General features: G+C 73.9%; 13 protein-coding genes. 7 read left to right on the top strand and 6 right to left on the bottom strand.

Annotated elements, in window-relative coordinates; translation table 11 throughout:
- Positions 1 to 81: 81 nt before the first annotated feature.
- Positions 82 to 2,730 (top strand): DEAD/DEAH box helicase, encoded by a 2,649-nt coding sequence (locus tag N866_RS01830; protein WP_081802239.1) that lies wholly within the window; start codon positions 82 to 84, stop codon positions 2,728 to 2,730.
- Between the two features lie 31 nt (positions 2,731 to 2,761).
- Positions 2,762 to 3,256: a Cys-tRNA(Pro) deacylase gene (ybaK, locus tag N866_RS01825; RefSeq protein ID WP_034221813.1), complete on the top strand. Its 495-nt coding sequence runs from the start codon at positions 2,762 to 2,764 to the stop codon at positions 3,254 to 3,256.
- 18 nt (positions 3,257 to 3,274) lie between these two features.
- Here ybaK and N866_RS01820 read toward each other — a convergent pair whose 3' ends face one another.
- On the bottom strand, positions 3,275 to 3,673 hold the full coding sequence (locus N866_RS01820) for a YccF domain-containing protein (RefSeq protein WP_034221810.1): 399 nt from the start codon (positions 3,671 to 3,673) through the stop codon (positions 3,275 to 3,277).
- A 152-nt stretch (positions 3,674 to 3,825) separates the two neighbouring features.
- Between N866_RS01820 and N866_RS01815 the strand changes: the two genes are divergently transcribed.
- Entirely contained in the window at positions 3,826 to 4,404 is a 579-nt protein-coding gene (locus tag N866_RS01815; protein ID WP_034221808.1) for a carboxymuconolactone decarboxylase family protein, read from the top strand.
- A 31-nt stretch (positions 4,405 to 4,435) separates the two neighbouring features.
- Here the strand turns inward: N866_RS01815 and sigJ are convergent, their stop codons facing one another.
- Positions 4,436 to 5,380 carry an RNA polymerase sigma factor SigJ gene (gene sigJ / locus N866_RS01810; protein ID WP_034221844.1) on the bottom strand — a complete coding sequence of 315 codons (945 nt, stop codon included), beginning with the start codon at positions 5,378 to 5,380 and terminating at the stop codon, positions 4,436 to 4,438.
- A gap of 123 nt (positions 5,381 to 5,503) precedes the next feature.
- Between sigJ and N866_RS01805 the strand changes: the two genes are divergently transcribed.
- Together N866_RS01805 and N866_RS01800 are read left to right on the top strand one after the other, a co-directional pair.
- Positions 5,504 to 6,223 (top strand): YggS family pyridoxal phosphate-dependent enzyme, encoded by a 720-nt coding sequence (locus N866_RS01805; RefSeq protein ID WP_034221842.1) that lies wholly within the window; start codon positions 5,504 to 5,506, stop codon positions 6,221 to 6,223.
- A gap of 115 nt (positions 6,224 to 6,338) precedes the next feature.
- Positions 6,339 to 7,403: a glutathione S-transferase family protein gene (locus N866_RS01800; RefSeq protein ID WP_034221806.1), complete on the top strand. Its 1,065-nt coding sequence runs from the start codon at positions 6,339 to 6,341 to the stop codon at positions 7,401 to 7,403.
- 48 nt (positions 7,404 to 7,451) lie between these two features.
- On the opposite strand, the gene cimA is transcribed toward N866_RS01800, so the two are convergent.
- The 4 genes from cimA to N866_RS19645 form a co-directional block, all read right to left on the bottom strand.
- Positions 7,452 to 9,053, bottom strand: coding sequence for a citramalate synthase (cimA, locus tag N866_RS01795; RefSeq protein ID WP_034221804.1), 1,602 nt, complete (start codon positions 9,051 to 9,053; stop codon positions 7,452 to 7,454).
- Positions 9,054 to 9,404: 351 nt separating this feature from the next.
- Entirely contained in the window at positions 9,405 to 10,517 is a 1,113-nt protein-coding gene (locus N866_RS01790; RefSeq protein ID WP_034221802.1) for a branched-chain amino acid aminotransferase, read from the bottom strand.
- An 86-nt stretch (positions 10,518 to 10,603) separates the two neighbouring features.
- On the bottom strand, positions 10,604 to 11,647 hold the full coding sequence (locus N866_RS01785) for a 3-isopropylmalate dehydrogenase (protein ID WP_034221800.1): 1,044 nt from the start codon (positions 11,645 to 11,647) through the stop codon (positions 10,604 to 10,606).
- 85 nt (positions 11,648 to 11,732) lie between these two features.
- Positions 11,733 to 12,269 carry an ASCH domain-containing protein gene (locus N866_RS19645; RefSeq protein WP_052022248.1) on the bottom strand — a complete coding sequence of 179 codons (537 nt, stop codon included), beginning with the start codon at positions 12,267 to 12,269 and terminating at the stop codon, positions 11,733 to 11,735.
- Between N866_RS19645 and N866_RS01775 the strand changes: the two genes are divergently transcribed.
- Positions 12,268 to 13,482, top strand: a complete 1,215-nt coding sequence (locus N866_RS01775; RefSeq protein ID WP_155855152.1) for a YihY/virulence factor BrkB family protein — start codon at positions 12,268 to 12,270, stop codon at positions 13,480 to 13,482. The two genes, N866_RS19645 and N866_RS01775, sit on opposite strands and share 2 nt — an antisense overlap.
- A gap of 155 nt (positions 13,483 to 13,637) precedes the next feature.
- Positions 13,638 to 14,267, top strand: coding sequence for a fasciclin domain-containing protein (locus N866_RS01770; RefSeq protein WP_034221798.1), 630 nt, complete (start codon positions 13,638 to 13,640; stop codon positions 14,265 to 14,267).
- Positions 14,268 to 14,329: the final 62 nt, after the last annotated feature.

Below are 14,329 nucleotides of genomic sequence, written 5' to 3'. Positions count from 1 at the left end.
CGGCCCGCGCGCAAGGGACGGTGATCACCTCTGGCCGTGCCGGGCAGGGGCGTGTGGGTCGCGCCTGCGAGGATGGTCGCGATGACCTCCTCCACCGCCGTCACCGGCGACCCCGCTGCCGCGACGGTGCCCGACCTCGCCGCCCGGCTCCCTGCCGACCCCACGGACCCCGACGCGCTCTACGAGGCGTTCGTCGGCTGGGCCGCCGACCGCGGGCTCGAGCTCTACCCCGCGCAGCAGGAGGCGCTGCTCGAGCTCGTCACCGGCTCGCACGTCATCCTGTCCACGCCCACGGGGTCCGGGAAGTCGCTCGTGGCGATGGCAGCGCACTTCGTGGCCCTCGCGCAGGGCCGTCGCACCTACTACACGGCACCGCTCAAGGCCCTGGTGAGCGAGAAGTTCTTCGACCTCGTCGCGGCGTTCGGGTCCGGCAACGTCGGGATGATGACCGGCGACAGCAGCGTGAACCCGGGCGCACCGATCATCTGCTGCACCGCGGAGATCCTGGCGAACATCGCGCTCCGCACCGGGGAGGGCGTCGCGGAGGCGCCCGGCCACGTGGACGACCCCGCCGTGCCCGGCGAGGACGCCGTCGGCCAGGTCGTCATGGACGAGTTCCACTTCTACGCCGACCCGCAGCGGGGCTGGGCCTGGCAGGTCCCGCTGCTGGAGCTGCCGCGGACCCAGTTCCTGCTCATGTCCGCGACCCTCGGGGACACGGCCTTCTTCGCCGAGGACCTCGAGCGGCGCACGGGGGTGCCGGTCGCCGAGGTGACGAACGCCGAGCGGCCGGTGCCGCTGACGTTCTCCTACGTCGTCGAGCCGCTGCACGAGGTGGTGGAGGACCTCGTGCACACCCGCCGCGCGCCGGTCTACCTCGTCCACTTCACCCAGAAGGACGCGGTCGAACGGGCGCAGTCGCTCCTGTCGAGCACGGTGGCCTCCCGCACCCAGCGGGACGCGATCGCGGAGGAGCTGGGCGCCTTCCGCTTCGGCACCGGCTTCGGCAAGACCCTCTCCCGCTTCCTGCGGCACGGCGTCGGCGTCCACCACGCCGGCATGCTGCCGCGGTACCGGCGCGTCGTGGAGCGCCTGACCCAGAAGGGCCTGCTCACGGTCGTGTGCGGCACGGACACCCTGGGCGTCGGCATCAACGTCCCGATCCGGACGGTCGTCCTGACGTCGCTCGTGAAGTACGACGGCGTGCGCATGCGGCACCTGTCCGCGCGGGAGTTCCACCAGATCGCCGGGCGGGCGGGCCGGGCCGGGTACGACACGCTCGGCGAGGTGCTGGTCATGGCGCCGGACCACGTCGTCGAGAACCGCAAGCTCCTCGCCAAGGCGGGCGACGACCCGAAGAAGCTCAGGAAGATCGTCCGGAAGAAGGCCCCGGAGGGGTCGGTCAACTGGACGGACAAGACCTTCGAGCGGCTGCGCGACGCCCCGCCCGAGCCCCTCACGTCCAGCTTCGCCGTGACGCACGCGATGGTCCTCAACGTCCTGTCCCGGCCCGGTGACCCGGTCGCGGCCATGCGCCGCCTGCTCACCGACAACCACGAGCCCGAGGCCGCGCGCGGTCGGCACGCCCGGCAGGCGGTGCGGATCTACCGGTCGCTGCGGACCGCCGGGGTGGTCGAGCGCGTCCGGCGGCCGGACGGCGCGGGGTGGACGGTGCGTCTGACGGTCGACGTGCCGCACGACTTCGCCCTCAACCAGCCGCTGTCCCCCTTCGCCTACGCCGCCCTGGACGTCCTGGACCGGGAGGCGCCGTCGTACGCCCTGGACGTCGTCTCCGTCGTCGAGGCGACGCTGGACGACCCGCGCCAGGTGCTCGCCGCGCAGGAGAACCGGGCCCGCGGCGAGGCCGTCGCCGCCATGAAGGCCGAGGGCTACGAGTACGAGGAGCGCATGGCGCTGCTCGAGGACGTCACGTACCCCAAGCCCCTCGCCGAGCTCCTCGAGGCGACCTTCACGATCTACCGGCGCAGCAACCCGTGGGTCGCGGACCACCAGGTCTCCCCCAAGTCGGTCGTGCGGGACCTGCACGAGCGCGCGATGACGTTCACGGAGTTCGTGTCCGTGTACGGGCTCGAGCGCACCGAGGGGGTCCTGCTGCGCTACCTCGCGGACGCCTACCGGGCGCTGCGCCAGACGGTGCCGCCGGAGCGACGGGACGAGCAGCTCGAGGACCTGCTCGAGTGGCTCGGTGAGCTCGTGCGCGGCACGGACTCGAGCCTGCTGGACGAGTGGGAGCGCCTGCGGGACCCGGAGGCGTTCGCCGCCGGGACGTCGCGGGCGGCGGACGCGGGCGACGGCACGTCGGCGACGCGGGTGACCACGAACCGCCGCGCCTTCCGCGTCCTGGTGCGCAACGCCCTGTTCCGCCGCGTCGAGCTCGCCGCCCGCGAGCGCTGGGCGGCGCTGGCCGCACTCGGCGACGTCGACGGCGACGGTGTCGCCTGGGACGCGGACCGGTGGGCCGACGCGCTGGACCCGTACTTCGACGAGCACGCGGAGATGGGCACCGGCCCGGACGCCCGCGGCCCCGCCCTTCTCCTGATCACCGAGCGGCCCGCTGCCGGCGCCACGGGCGAGCGCTGGGAGGTCCGCCAGGTCCTCGACGACCCCGCGGGCGACCGCGACTGGCGGATCGACGCCGTCGTCGACCTGGCGGCGAGCGACGAGCGCGGCGAGCCGGCCCTGGTCGTCACGGCGGCCGGACGGCTCTGAGCCGCCCCACGGGTGGTCGTAGAGTCCCGACGTGGTCAAGAAGAAGGGTCCGGCGGGGACGCCGGCGCTGCTCGCCCTGGAGGCGGCCGGCGTGCCGCACACGGTCCACCCGTACGAGCACGACCCGGCGTCGGACCTCGGCTACGGCCTGGAGGCCGCGCGGGCGATCGGCGTGCCGGCGGAGCAGGTGTTCAAGACCCTCATGGCCGCCGTGGACGGCGAGCTGACCGTCGCGGTCGTCCCCGTGACCGGGCTCCTCGACCTCAAGGCGCTGGCCCAGGCCGTCGGGGCGAAGCGGGCGGTCATGGCGGAGCGGCCGGTCGCGGAGCGGGCGACGGGCTACGTCGTCGGCGGGATCTCCCCGTTGGGGCAGCGCACGGTGCACCCCACGGTGGTCGACGAGACCGCGGAGCTGTTCGACGTCGTGTACGTCTCGGGCGGCCGGCGCGGCCTCGACATCGGCCTGGCGCCGGCGGACCTCGTCCGGCTCACCGGTGCGGTCGTGGCCGACATCGCGCGCGACTGACACCCCGCCCCAGGAGGCTCAGCGGACCGACTCGGCGAAGGGCCGGTCGGTGGGGATGATCTCCTTGCCCAGCGGCAGCAGCGAGATCGGGATGAGCTTGAGGTTCGCGATGCCCATCGGGATGCCGATGATCGAGACGAACAGCGGTATCGCCGTCAGCACGTGCCCGATCGCCAGCCAGACCCCGGCGACGACGAGCCAGATGACGTTGCCGAGCGTCGACCACGCCCCGGCCCCCGGCTTGTCGACGACCGTGCGTCCGAACGGCCACAGCACGTAGCCGGCGATCCGGAACGAGGCGATGCCGAACGGGATCGTGACGACGAGCAGGCAGCAGATGATCCCGGCGACGACGTACCCGAGGGCGAGCCAGGCACCGGCGAAGAACAGCCAGATGATGTTGAGGAGCGTCTTCACGCTCCCAGCCTCTCGTGCCGCGCGTCGAGCCGACATCGGTGATCCACCGGACCCGTCCCCTGGTCCTCCGTCCCGGCCGGGCGTCACATCCACAGCGTGCCGCCCGTCAGGAGGGTGACTGACGCACCGATCCCACACGCCAGGAGGACACCATGGCCCGCATCGATCCCCCCGCCCGCATCGGACTGCCCGTCCGCGCGGCACTCGCGGTGACCCGCCGGATGTTCGGCCGACGCCTGGACCCGCAGGTGCTGACGGCGCACCACCGCGGTGCCTTCTGGGCCGACCTGCTCCGCGACGGCGTCCTGCTCCGCACCCGTACCGCTCTACCGCCTGGCCTGGCGGACCTGGTCAACCACCGCACGGCGGTCGTCATCGGCTGCCCGTGGTGCCTCGACTTCAGCGCGATGCTGGCCCTGCGCACCGGGCTCACCCCCGAGCGGCTGCTGGCGGTGCCGGACTACGCACGGTCCCCGCTGTTCTCCGCGCTGGAGCAGCGGGCGATGGCGTACGCCGACGCTCTGACCGCCACACCGCTCACGGTGACGGACGAGCAGGTCGCCGAGCTGCGGACCGACCTGGGCGACGCGGGCCTGGTCGAGCTCACCCACCTGGTGGCGCTGGAGAACCAGCGCTCCCGGTTCAACCACGGCCTCGGCATCACCGCACAGGGGTTCACCGACGCAGCGGTCTGCGCCGTCCCCGGGGCGGTCGCACGCGCGGAGAGCTGAGCCGGCCGACCCGCGGCGCGGTGCCACGCGGTCAGGTGCCCCAGAGCCGGGCCGGGACCCGGCGGAGCTTCTCGGGGTTGCGCACGATGTCCACGCCCGTCACCGTGCCCGTGGGTCCGACGTGCGGGACGAGCACGGATCGGTCGCTGCCCGCAGCGGTCGAGGCGCTCACCAGGAGGCCCACCTCGCCGTTGACGAGCACCGGCACGACCCGCACATCGCCCGCCGAGCGCTCGACCAGGCCGAGGAGGAAGCGCGCGACGCCGTCGGCACCGGCGACCGGCCGCAGGGCCGCCCGGACGCGGCCGCCCCCGTCGCTGCGCAGCACGACGTCCGGGGCCAGCACGCGCACCAGGTGGCCGACGTCCCCACCCGCGGCCGCGGCGACGAAGGCCGAGACCACCTCCCGCTGGAGGGTGGCGTCGACCGGCCGGGGCACCCGCTGGTCCTCGACGGCGCGCCGCGCGCGGCTCGCGAGCTGGCGCGCCGCGGCGGGCGTCACGGCGAGCACCTCCGCCACCTCCTCGAACGGCAGCGCGAAGACGTCGTGGAGGACGAGGGCGACACGCTGCTCGGCGGTGAGCCGTTCGAGGGCGACGAGGAGTGCGAGGCGGACCGACTCGTCCACCTCGACCCGCGCGGCCGGACCGTCCTGCTCCTCGACGACCGGCTCGGGCAGCCACGGACCGACGTAGACCTCCCGCTCGGAGCGCGCGGAGCGGAGCCGGTCCAGGCAGAGCCGGGAGGTCGCCGTCGTCAACCACGCACCGAGGTCCCGGACCTCGTCGCGCCGGACCCGCGCCAGGCGCAGCCAGGCGTCCTGGACGACGTCCTCCGCCTCGGCGAGGGTGCCGAGCATGCGGTACGCCAGCCCCGTGAGCCGGCGCCGGTGCGCCTCGAACTCTGCGGCGAGGGCCTCCGTGGCGGCGTCCGAGCCCGTCGTCGGGCGCTCGTGGTCGTCGTCGTCCTGGCTCATGGTGACCGATCCTCCCGCAGGGTGCCGGGGCCCGTCGGGCACCGCCGTCGTCGTCATGACGCGGACCTCCGCCTCGGTGTGACGACGCCCGCCGGCCCGGACGCACCCGGCTACAGTCACGCTGTGCCAGCGACAGACTCCTCCCACGGCGACCTGGCAGCCCGGCTCGCCGCGGCGCAGGCGCGGGTGGCCGCCGCCGCGCGAGCCGTGGACCGCGACCCGTCGGAGGTCCGCCTGCTCCTGGCCTCCAAGCGCATGCCGGCCGCCGTCGTCCGCGAGGCCGTGCTCGCGGGCGGCACCCTGCTCGGTGAGAACACCGTGCAGGAGCTCGCGGCGAAGGCACCGGAGCTCGCGGACCTCGGTGCGGAGCTCCACCTGATCGGGCACCTCCAGTCCAACAAGGTCAACGCCGCGCTTCGCTGGGCGGACTGCGTGCAGAGCGTCGACACGCTCGCCCTCGCGGAGCGCCTCGCGCGTCGCTGCGAGACCACCGACCGCGAGCTGGACGTCATGGTCCAGGTCAACGTCTCCGGGGAGGCGAGCAAGGACGGCGTGGACCCCGAGGGGGCGACGGACCTCGCCCTGGCCGTCGCCGCCCTGCCACGACTGCGGCTCACCGGGCTCATGACGATCGGGGCGAACACCGACGACGAGGCCCTCGTGCGCGTCGGCTTCGGTCGGCTGCGTGCGATCCGGGATGCGGTGCGTGCCTCCGGCGCACCGGGGACGTCCACCGCACGCGAGCTGTCGATGGGGATGAGCGGGGACCTCGAGCTCGCCGTGGCCGAGGGGGCGACGATGGTGCGGATCGGTACCGCCGTCTTCGGCGCCCGGACCTCCTGAGCCCGGCGCGCGCCGGCGCTGCATGCGCACGACCGGTGCGAGCAGCCACTCCCCCTGGCACAGGAGCACTGCCCGACATAGACTAGTTGAATCATGAACTAGTCAGGAGGTCGCGGTGAGCGAGCAGCACCCCGAGCACAGCACCGGCGGGACCTACACGGTCAAGGGCAAGGAGTTCACCCGGGACACCCGGTACATCCCCACCCGGATCACCGAGGACGGCCGCGACGGCTTCCCCGTCGAGCCCGGCCGCTACCGCCTGGTGGCGGCGCGGGCGTGCCCCTGGGCGAACCGGGCGATCATCGTGCGGCGGCTCCTCGGGCTGGAGGACGCGATCTCGCTCGGCACGCCGGGGCCGACGCACGACGCCCGGTCGTGGACGTTCGACCTGGACCCCGACGGCCGCGACCCCGTGCTGGGGATCGAGCGCCTGCAGGAGGCCTACCTGCGCCGCGACCCCGAGTACCCGCGCGGGATCACGGTGCCCGCGCTGGTCGACGTCACCACCGGCGCCGTCGTCACGAACGACTACGCCCAGATGACGCTGGACCTGTCCACGCAGTGGCGGGCGCACCACCGCGACGGCGCGCCGGACCTGTACCCGGAGCACCTGCGGGCCGAGATCGACGCGATGAACGACAGGGTCTTCCGGGACGTCAACAACGGGGTGTACCGGTGCGGCTTCGCCGGGTCCCAGGAGGCCTACGAGCAGGCCTTCGACCGGCTCTTCGCGGCGCTGGACCACCTCGAGGACCACCTGACGACCCGCCGCTACCTCGTGGGCGACACGATCACCGAGGCCGACGTCCGGCTGTTCACGACGCTCGTCCGCTTCGACGCGGTCTACCACGGCCACTTCAAGGCCAACCGGAACAAGCTCAGCGAGATGCCGGCGCTGTGGGCCTACGCGCGGGACCTGTTCCAGACCCCCGGCTTCGGCGACACGGTGGACTTCCAGCAGATCAAGGAGCACTACTACGTCGTCCACACGGACATCAACCCGACGCAGATCGTGCCGCACGGCCCGGACCTCTCCGGCTGGGTGACGGCCCACGGGCGCGAGTCGCTCGGCGGCCGCCCCTTCGGCGACGGCACCCCGCCGGGCCCGGTCCGCGAGGGCGAGCGGGTCGACCCCGCACACACCCCGCTGGACCGGCCGACCGGGGCCCTGCGCGCCTGAGCCCGGTCGAGGGGCGGTGCGCTCACCCGTGAGCGCACCACCCACCGGTCACGGGCGCGGCTGGACCCCCGCGCGCAGGAGCCCGAAGACGATCGAGTCGACGATCGCCTCCCAGGAGGCCTCGACGATGTTCGGGCCCACGCCCACCGTGCTCCAGGTGGTCTCCGCGCCGGTGTCCATGGTCTCCACGAGCACGCGCGTGGTCGCGTCCGTGCCGTGCTGGGTGTCCATGATCCGCACCTTGAAGTCGATGAGCTCGAAGCGCTCGATCTCCGGGTAGCACGGGAGCAGCGCCTTGCGCAGCGCGTGGTCGAGGGCGTTGACGGGGCCGTTGCCCTCGCCCGTCGCGATGACCCGCTCCCCCCCGACGTGGACCTTGACCGTCGCCTCGCTCGAGGCGTCCGTGGGGTCCCCCGGGACGGTCTCGACGAAGACCCGCCAGCTCTCCGTCCGGAAGAAGGCGGGCCGGGCGCCGTCGAGCTCCTCCCGCAGCAGCAGCTCGAACGAGGCGTCGGCGGCGTCGTAGGTGTAGCCCTGGGCCTCCGCGTCCTTGACGCGGTTCGTCACCCGGGAGAGCAGCTCTCCCTGGCCGGACAGGTCGAACCCGAGCTCACGCCCCTTGAGCTCGATGGACGCCCGGCCCGCCATGTCGGAGATGAGCATGCGCATGTCGTTGCCCACGGCCACCGGGTCCGCGTGCTGGTACAGGTCCGGGTCGACCTTGATGGCGCTGGCGTGCAGGCCAGCCTTGTGGGCGAACGCGCTCGCCCCCACGTACGGCTGGCGCGCGAACGGCGCGATGTTCGTGACCTCGCTGATGGCGTGGGCGATGCGCGTCATCTCCCGCAGCCCCGCACCCGCGAGGAGGCGCTGCCCCTCCTTGAGCTCGAGGTTCGCCACGACGGTCAGCAGGTCGGCGTTGCCCGTCCGCTCGCCGTAGCCGTTGATGGTGCCCTGGACGTGCGAGGCGCCCGACGCGACGGCGGCCATGCTGTTCGCCACCGCGCACCCGGAGTCGTTGTGCGCGTGGATGCCGAGCCGGCCGGCCGCGCGCTCCCGGACGGCCTGGACCACCTCGTGCACCCGGTCCGGGAGCATGCCTCCGTTGGTGTCGCACAGGACCGCCACCTCGGCACCGGCGGCGAACGCCGTCTCGATGGCGCGCAGCGCGTAGTCGGGGTCGTACCGGTAGCCGTCGAAGAAGTGCTCGGCGTCGAGGAAGACGCGCCGCCCCTCCCCCACGAGGAAGGACACCGTGTCCGAGATCATCGCGAGGTTCTCCTCGCCGGTGGTGCGCAGCGCGCGCTCCACGTGACGGATGTCGCTCTTCGCGACGAGCGTCACGACCGGCGCCTCGGACTCCAGCAGCGCGCGGACCTGGGCGTCCTCCCAGGCCCGGGCGCCCGCCTTGCGGGTGGACCCGAAGGCGGCCAGCTCCGCGTGCCTCAGGTCGAGCTCCTTGGCCGCCCGCTTGAAGAACTCCGTGTCCTTGGGGATGGCGCCCGGCCACCCGCCCTCGATGTAGCCGACGCCGAGCTCGTCCAGGAGCGGGGCGATCGTCAGCTTGTCCGCGACGGAGAGGTTCATCCCCTCCTGCTGGGCGCCGTCGCGCAGCGTCGTGTCGTAGACGTCGAAGGTCGTGGTGTCCACGTCGTGCTCTCTTCGTCCGGCCCCGCGGTGCGGGGCAGCGGGTGCGGCCGGGTCGTGCTCGAGTGCCTGGGCCCGCCGGCAGGGGGTGGCGCCGGCTGTGGCGACGGTCCGGGCTGGGGTGGTGCCCGGACCAACAAAAAGACCCCCCGAGGTACGGGAGGTCTGCGCGTCCGGCGGGTGTGCCGAACGCGCTACTCGATAATGAGGGTGATCCAGGTCACGCGGTCATCATGCCACAGCGTCCGGGGGTCGGACAGAGCGGTCACATCCTGGGACGCGACCGCTCTGTCCCGAACCTGGGGCCTCGGGGGATCGGCTCTCGGACGCACGACGCCGCACGTACCGCAGCCGTCACACCAGCCGGCGCATCCAGCCGTGCGGGTCCTCCGCGCGGCCGTACTGGATGTCGGTGAGCCGGGTCCGGATGGCGGAGGTGACGGCACCGGTGGCGCCGTCGCCGACCGTGAGGTCGAAGTCGTCGCTCGCGAGCCGGCCGATCGGCGTGACGACCGCCGCCGTCCCGCACGCGAACATCTCGGTGATCGAGCCGTCCTCGAGCCCGCTGCGGACCTCCTCGAGCGGCACGGGGCGCTCGTGCACCTCGTGGCCGGCCTCGCCGAGCAGCGTGAGGATCGAGGAGCGCGTCACACCCTCGAGGATGGAGCCGTTGAGCTCGGGCGTGGTGACCGAGCCGTCCGCACGCACGACGAAGACGTTCATCCCGCCGAGCTCCTCCAGGTAGGAGCCCGTCGGCGCGTCGAGGAAGCACACCTGGTCGCAGCCGCGCGCCTGGGCCTGCTGCTGCGGCAGCAGGCTCGCGGCGTAGTTGCCGCCGCACTTCGCCGCGCCCGTCCCGCCGGGGCCGGCCCGGTGGTAGTCGCGGACGACCCAGATCGACACGGGCTTGAGCCCGCCGGAGAAGTACGGCCCGACCGGCGAGGCGATGAGGACGTACTCGGCCTGCCGCGTCGGGCGCACGCCGAGGAAGACCTCGGAGGCGTACATGAAGGGACGCAGGTACAGGCTGGTCTCCTCCCCCGACGGCACCCACGCCAGGTCGGTCCGCACCAGCGCCTCGATCGAGCCGAGGAAGTCCTCCACGGGCAGCTCCGGGAGGGCCAGCCGCCGCGCGGAGCGGGCGAACCGGGCGGCGTTCGCCTCGGGGCGGAAGGTCCAGACGGACCCGTCGGCGTGGTGGTACGCCTTGAGGCCCTCGAAGATCTCCTGCCCGTAGTGCAGGACCGCCGTGGCCGGGTCGAGGACCAGCGGGCCGTACGCCTCGACGCGGCGGTCGGCCCAGCCGCCGTCGGCGGTCCAGGAGACCCGGGCCATGTGGTCCGAGAACGCCGTCCCGAAGGTCGGCGCCTGCAGGATCGCGTCCCGCTCGTCCGACGAGCGGGCGGTGGTGCTGGGGCGGACCTCGAAGCGGTCCGCGGTCGATGCAGCAGCAGCAGTGGTGCTCATGTCGATCCTTTCACCGGGGCGTGAGCCCGCTCGGTCCCAGACGGTACCGGGGTGACGGCCGACGCGGCACGACGACGCGTCCGGTGCTACCCGCGCACGCGGGCAGCGAGGTCGGCGCCCACCTCGGCCGTCGACCGTACTCGCGCACCCCGCTCGGCGAGGTCCGCGGCGACCGCCCGCTCGACCCGCCCCGCGGCGTCGTCGAGCCCCAGGTGCGCGAGGAGCATGCTCACCGAGAGGACCGTCGCGGTGGGGTCGGCCTTGCCCTGGCCCGCGATGTCCGGCGCGGAGCCGTGCACCGGCTCGAACATCGACGGCGAGGTGCGGTCCGGGTTGATGTTGCCCGAGGCGGCGAGCCCGATGCCGCCGCAGATGGCGGCGGCCTGGTCGGTGATGATGTCGCCGAAGAGGTTGTCGGTGACGATGACGTCGAACCGGGACGGGTTGGTCGTCATGAAGATCGTCGCGGCGTCGACGTGCAGGTAGTCGGTCGTGACGTCGGGGAAGTCCGCGTTGACGCGCTCGACGGTGCGGCGCCACAGGTGGCCCGCGTGAACGAGGACGTTGTGCTTGTGCACGAGCGTGAGGTGCTTGCGCGGCCGCGCCTGGGCCCGGGCGAAGGCGTCGCGGACCACGCGCTCCACGCCGAAGGCGGTGTTGACGCTGACCTCGTTGGCGACCTCGTGCGGGGTGCCGACGCGGATGGCGCCGCCGTTGCCCACGTAGGGGCCCTCGGTGCCCTCCCGCACGACGACGAAGTCGATCTCACCGGGCTCGGCCAGCGGCGACCGCACCCCCGGGTAGAGCCGACCGGGGCGCAGGTTGACGTAGTGGTCCAGCTCGAACCGCAGGCGCAGCAGCAGGCCGCGCTCCAGGACGCCCGACGGGACGCCCGGGTCGCCGATCGCGCCGAGGAGGATGGCGTCGTGGCGACGGATGGTCGCCAAGTCCTCGTCGGTGAGCGTCTCGCCGGTCGCGTGCCAGCGGCGCGCCCCCAGGTCGAGCTCCGTCGTCCCGAAGGTCACGTCGCTGCCCGCGACGGCGGCCTCGAGGACCGCGAGGCCCTGCTCCACGACCTCGGTCCCGATGCCGTCACCAGCGACGACGGCGAGCTTCACGGTGCGTCCCATGGGCCGACCCTAGCGACGCGTCCCAGTCAGCGGGACGGGCATACCGCCATCCGGACAGGCTCTCGGGGTCAGGGAGCGCGCGCGATCAGGGGAAGACGACGACGAACCGCTCCACCAGCAGCGGGGTCGTGTCGTCGGGCTCGGTGCCGAGCGCGGTGCGCAGCGCGCCGTCGGTCTCCCGGCGCCACGCCGCGACGTCGTCGTGCCCCGCCTCCGCGCGCACGTGGTCCGCGTCGACGTCGGCGAGCCGCACGACCTCGACACCGGTCGTGCGCAGCAGCGCCCGGGGCCGGCCGGCCCCGTCGGTGGCGATCCAGAGGTCGTCCGCCTGCGGGAGGTCCGCGCCGGCCCGCTCGAGCTCCTCCAGCGGCGCGCTGACGGCCGTGACGGTGCCGTCGAGCACGCGGGCGAGGCGCTCGTCCGCCAGGGCCGGCTCGGCGGCCAGGCGCCCGACGGGCGGCGGCACCGTGGCCAGGACGCCCGTCCCGACGACGGCGCTCAGCCGCCCGAGCCCGGCGCGGGACCGCGCCACCTCCCAGAACCGCTGAAGCTCGGCGGCCCGCTCCTCCTCCTCGGGGGTGAGGGGCTCGGGGTGCTGGGCGTCGTCCTCGGGCTGGCTCATGCCGCCAGTCTCCCCCACCCGGGCCGTCCTCCGGCAGCTCCGTCCTGCCGCGCTGACCGCCGCCCGGCCCGTCGCCCTGCCCTTCGCCCTGCCCTTCGCCCTGCCCCTCGCCCGGCCTGCCGCCCTGCCCGTCACGGTGCGCGCCGCGCTGCGCGCCGCCGCCCGGTTCAGGAGACTGGCGGTGGTCACCACCGTGACCCCGACGCGAGGAGGTCCCGTGGCCGCCCCGATCGACGAGCGCCACCCGGGTGCGCACGCCCGGACCCCGGAGGAGATCCCGGCGCGCGGCTGGTGGCAGGTCCTCGTGCGGACGCTGCGCCGCTCCGCCGAGGACCGGGTACCCCTGGTCGGTGCGGGCGTCGCGTTCTTCGGGTTCCTGGCGCTGTTCCCCGCCCTCATCGCCGCCGTGCTGCTGTACGGCCTCGTCGCCGACCCCGCGGACCTCGACGGCCACGTGCGCAACGTCGCCGCGGTGCTGCCGCCGTCGGCGTCCGACCTCCTCACCGAGCAGATGCGGGAGCTCGTCGCGGAGGACCGGGAGGGCCTGTCCCTCGGGCTCGTGGTCGCCGTGGCGACGGCGCTGTGGTCCGCCTCGGTCGGCGTCGCGAACCTCATCAGCGCGGTCAACCTCGCCTACGACGAGACGGAGCGGGTCGGGTGGGCACGGCGCCGCGCCGCCGCACTCCTCTTCACGCTGGGCGCGATCGTCACCGTCGCCGTCCTCGTCGGCGTGGTCGCTGTCGTGCCCGTCGCCGTGGACACCACGGACGTCCCGCCCGTCGTCGTCGGGCTGGTCCGCTGGGTCGGGCTCGCCGTGCTCTCCGCCGTCGCGCTGGCGGCCACCTACCGGTACGCGCCCGAGCGTCGCGACGCCCGTACGGCCTGGGTGAGCGTCGGCGCCGTCGTCGGCACGGTCATCTGGGTGCTCGCGTCGCTGGGCTTCTCGCTGTACGTCGACTGGTTCGGCACGTACGGCCGGACGTACGGCACGGTGGCGGGCGTCGTGGTCCTGCTGCTGTGGCTCTGGCTGACCAGCATGGCCGTGCTGCTCGGTGCCGAGCTCAACGCCGAGGCCGAGCACCAGACCGACGCCGACACGACGGTGGGGCCGGACCGGCCCCGGGGGCGGCGGGGCGCGGTGAAGGCCGACACCGCGGTGGGGCGCCCGGACCCTCCCGACCTGCGCGACCGCGCCCACGACACGACGCGCTGAGGACGCCGCCGGACGAGCTGCTGGACGAACCGCTGGACGAACCGCCGCGTTCTGCATCCGACCGGGCACCCCGCGGCGTAGTGGGTGCAAGGCCCCTCCGGCCCCGCGCACGGCGGCCCGTCCCGTGCGCCCCACGACCACGAGGAGCAGGTTCCATGCGTCACCGTCGTCTGCTGTCCTGCATCGCCGCCGGCGCCGTCGCCGCCGGTTCGACCGTCGCCCTGGCCCCCGTCGCGTCCGCGGCCGGCCACGCCCCCACCAGCCTCGCCGAGGTGCTGCTGGCCGACGGCGACGACTTCGACTCCGACTGGAACGACTTCGACATCGTCACCCAGGCCGTCGTGGCGGTCGCCACCGGCGTCGAGGGCACCCCCGTGACCGTCCTCCTCGACGGCGACGTGGCGCTCACCGCGTTCATCCCGACGGACCGCGCGTTCCGGGCCCTGGTCCAGGACCTCTCCGGCCAGAAGCTGGACAGCGAGGCGGACGTCTTCGCGGCGGTGGCCGCCCTCGGCCTCCCGGCCGTCGAGCAGGTGCTGCTCGACCACGTCGTCCTCGGCGCGACGGTCACCTCGGCCGTCGCCGTCACCGCGGACGGCGCGGAGCTCGGGACGGCGGGCGGGGACACCCTCGTCGTCGACGTCCGCCGCCCGAACGCCCGGCAGACCTTCCTCCTCGACGGCGCCGGCGCCCGTGACGCGCACCTGTCGCCCAGCCACCTGGACATCAACCTGGGCAACCCGCAGGTCGCCCACGGCATCAGCGAGGTCCTGCTCTTCCCCTGACCGGGCCTGACCTGACCGGACCAACGTGCGGGGCACGGGTGACCTGACCACCCGTGCCCCGC

The organism is Actinotalea ferrariae CF5-4, assembly GCF_000603945.1.
Classification (GTDB): Bacteria; Actinomycetota; Actinomycetes; order Actinomycetales; family Cellulomonadaceae; genus Actinotalea; species Actinotalea ferrariae.
The sequence above is the reverse complement of the archived record's forward strand: the minus strand, read 5'-3'. Positions and strand labels throughout refer to the sequence as shown.

What these genes read in the sequence shown, in the direction of transcription:
- N866_RS19645 (WP_052022248.1), bottom strand. Translation starts at nt 12,269, where the DNA reads ATGAGCCAGCCCGAGGACGACGCCCAGCACCCCGAGCCCCTCACCCCC.
- N866_RS01830 (WP_081802239.1), top strand. Translation starts at nt 82, where the DNA reads ATGACCTCCTCCACCGCCGTCACCGGCGACCCCGCTGCCGCGACGGTG.
- N866_RS01790 (WP_034221802.1), bottom strand. Translation starts at nt 10,517, where the DNA reads ATGAGCACCACTGCTGCTGCTGCATCGACCGCGGACCGCTTCGAGGTC.
- N866_RS01775 (WP_155855152.1), top strand. Translation starts at nt 12,268, where the DNA reads ATGCCGCCAGTCTCCCCCACCCGGGCCGTCCTCCGGCAGCTCCGTCCT.
- N866_RS01815 (WP_034221808.1), top strand. Translation starts at nt 3,826, where the DNA reads ATGGCCCGCATCGATCCCCCCGCCCGCATCGGACTGCCCGTCCGCGCG.
- sigJ (WP_034221844.1), bottom strand. Translation starts at nt 5,380, where the DNA reads ATGAGCCAGGACGACGACGACCACGAGCGCCCGACGACGGGCTCGGAC.
- N866_RS01770 (WP_034221798.1), top strand. Translation starts at nt 13,638, where the DNA reads ATGCGTCACCGTCGTCTGCTGTCCTGCATCGCCGCCGGCGCCGTCGCC.
- N866_RS01785 (WP_034221800.1), bottom strand. Translation starts at nt 11,647, where the DNA reads ATGGGACGCACCGTGAAGCTCGCCGTCGTCGCTGGTGACGGCATCGGG.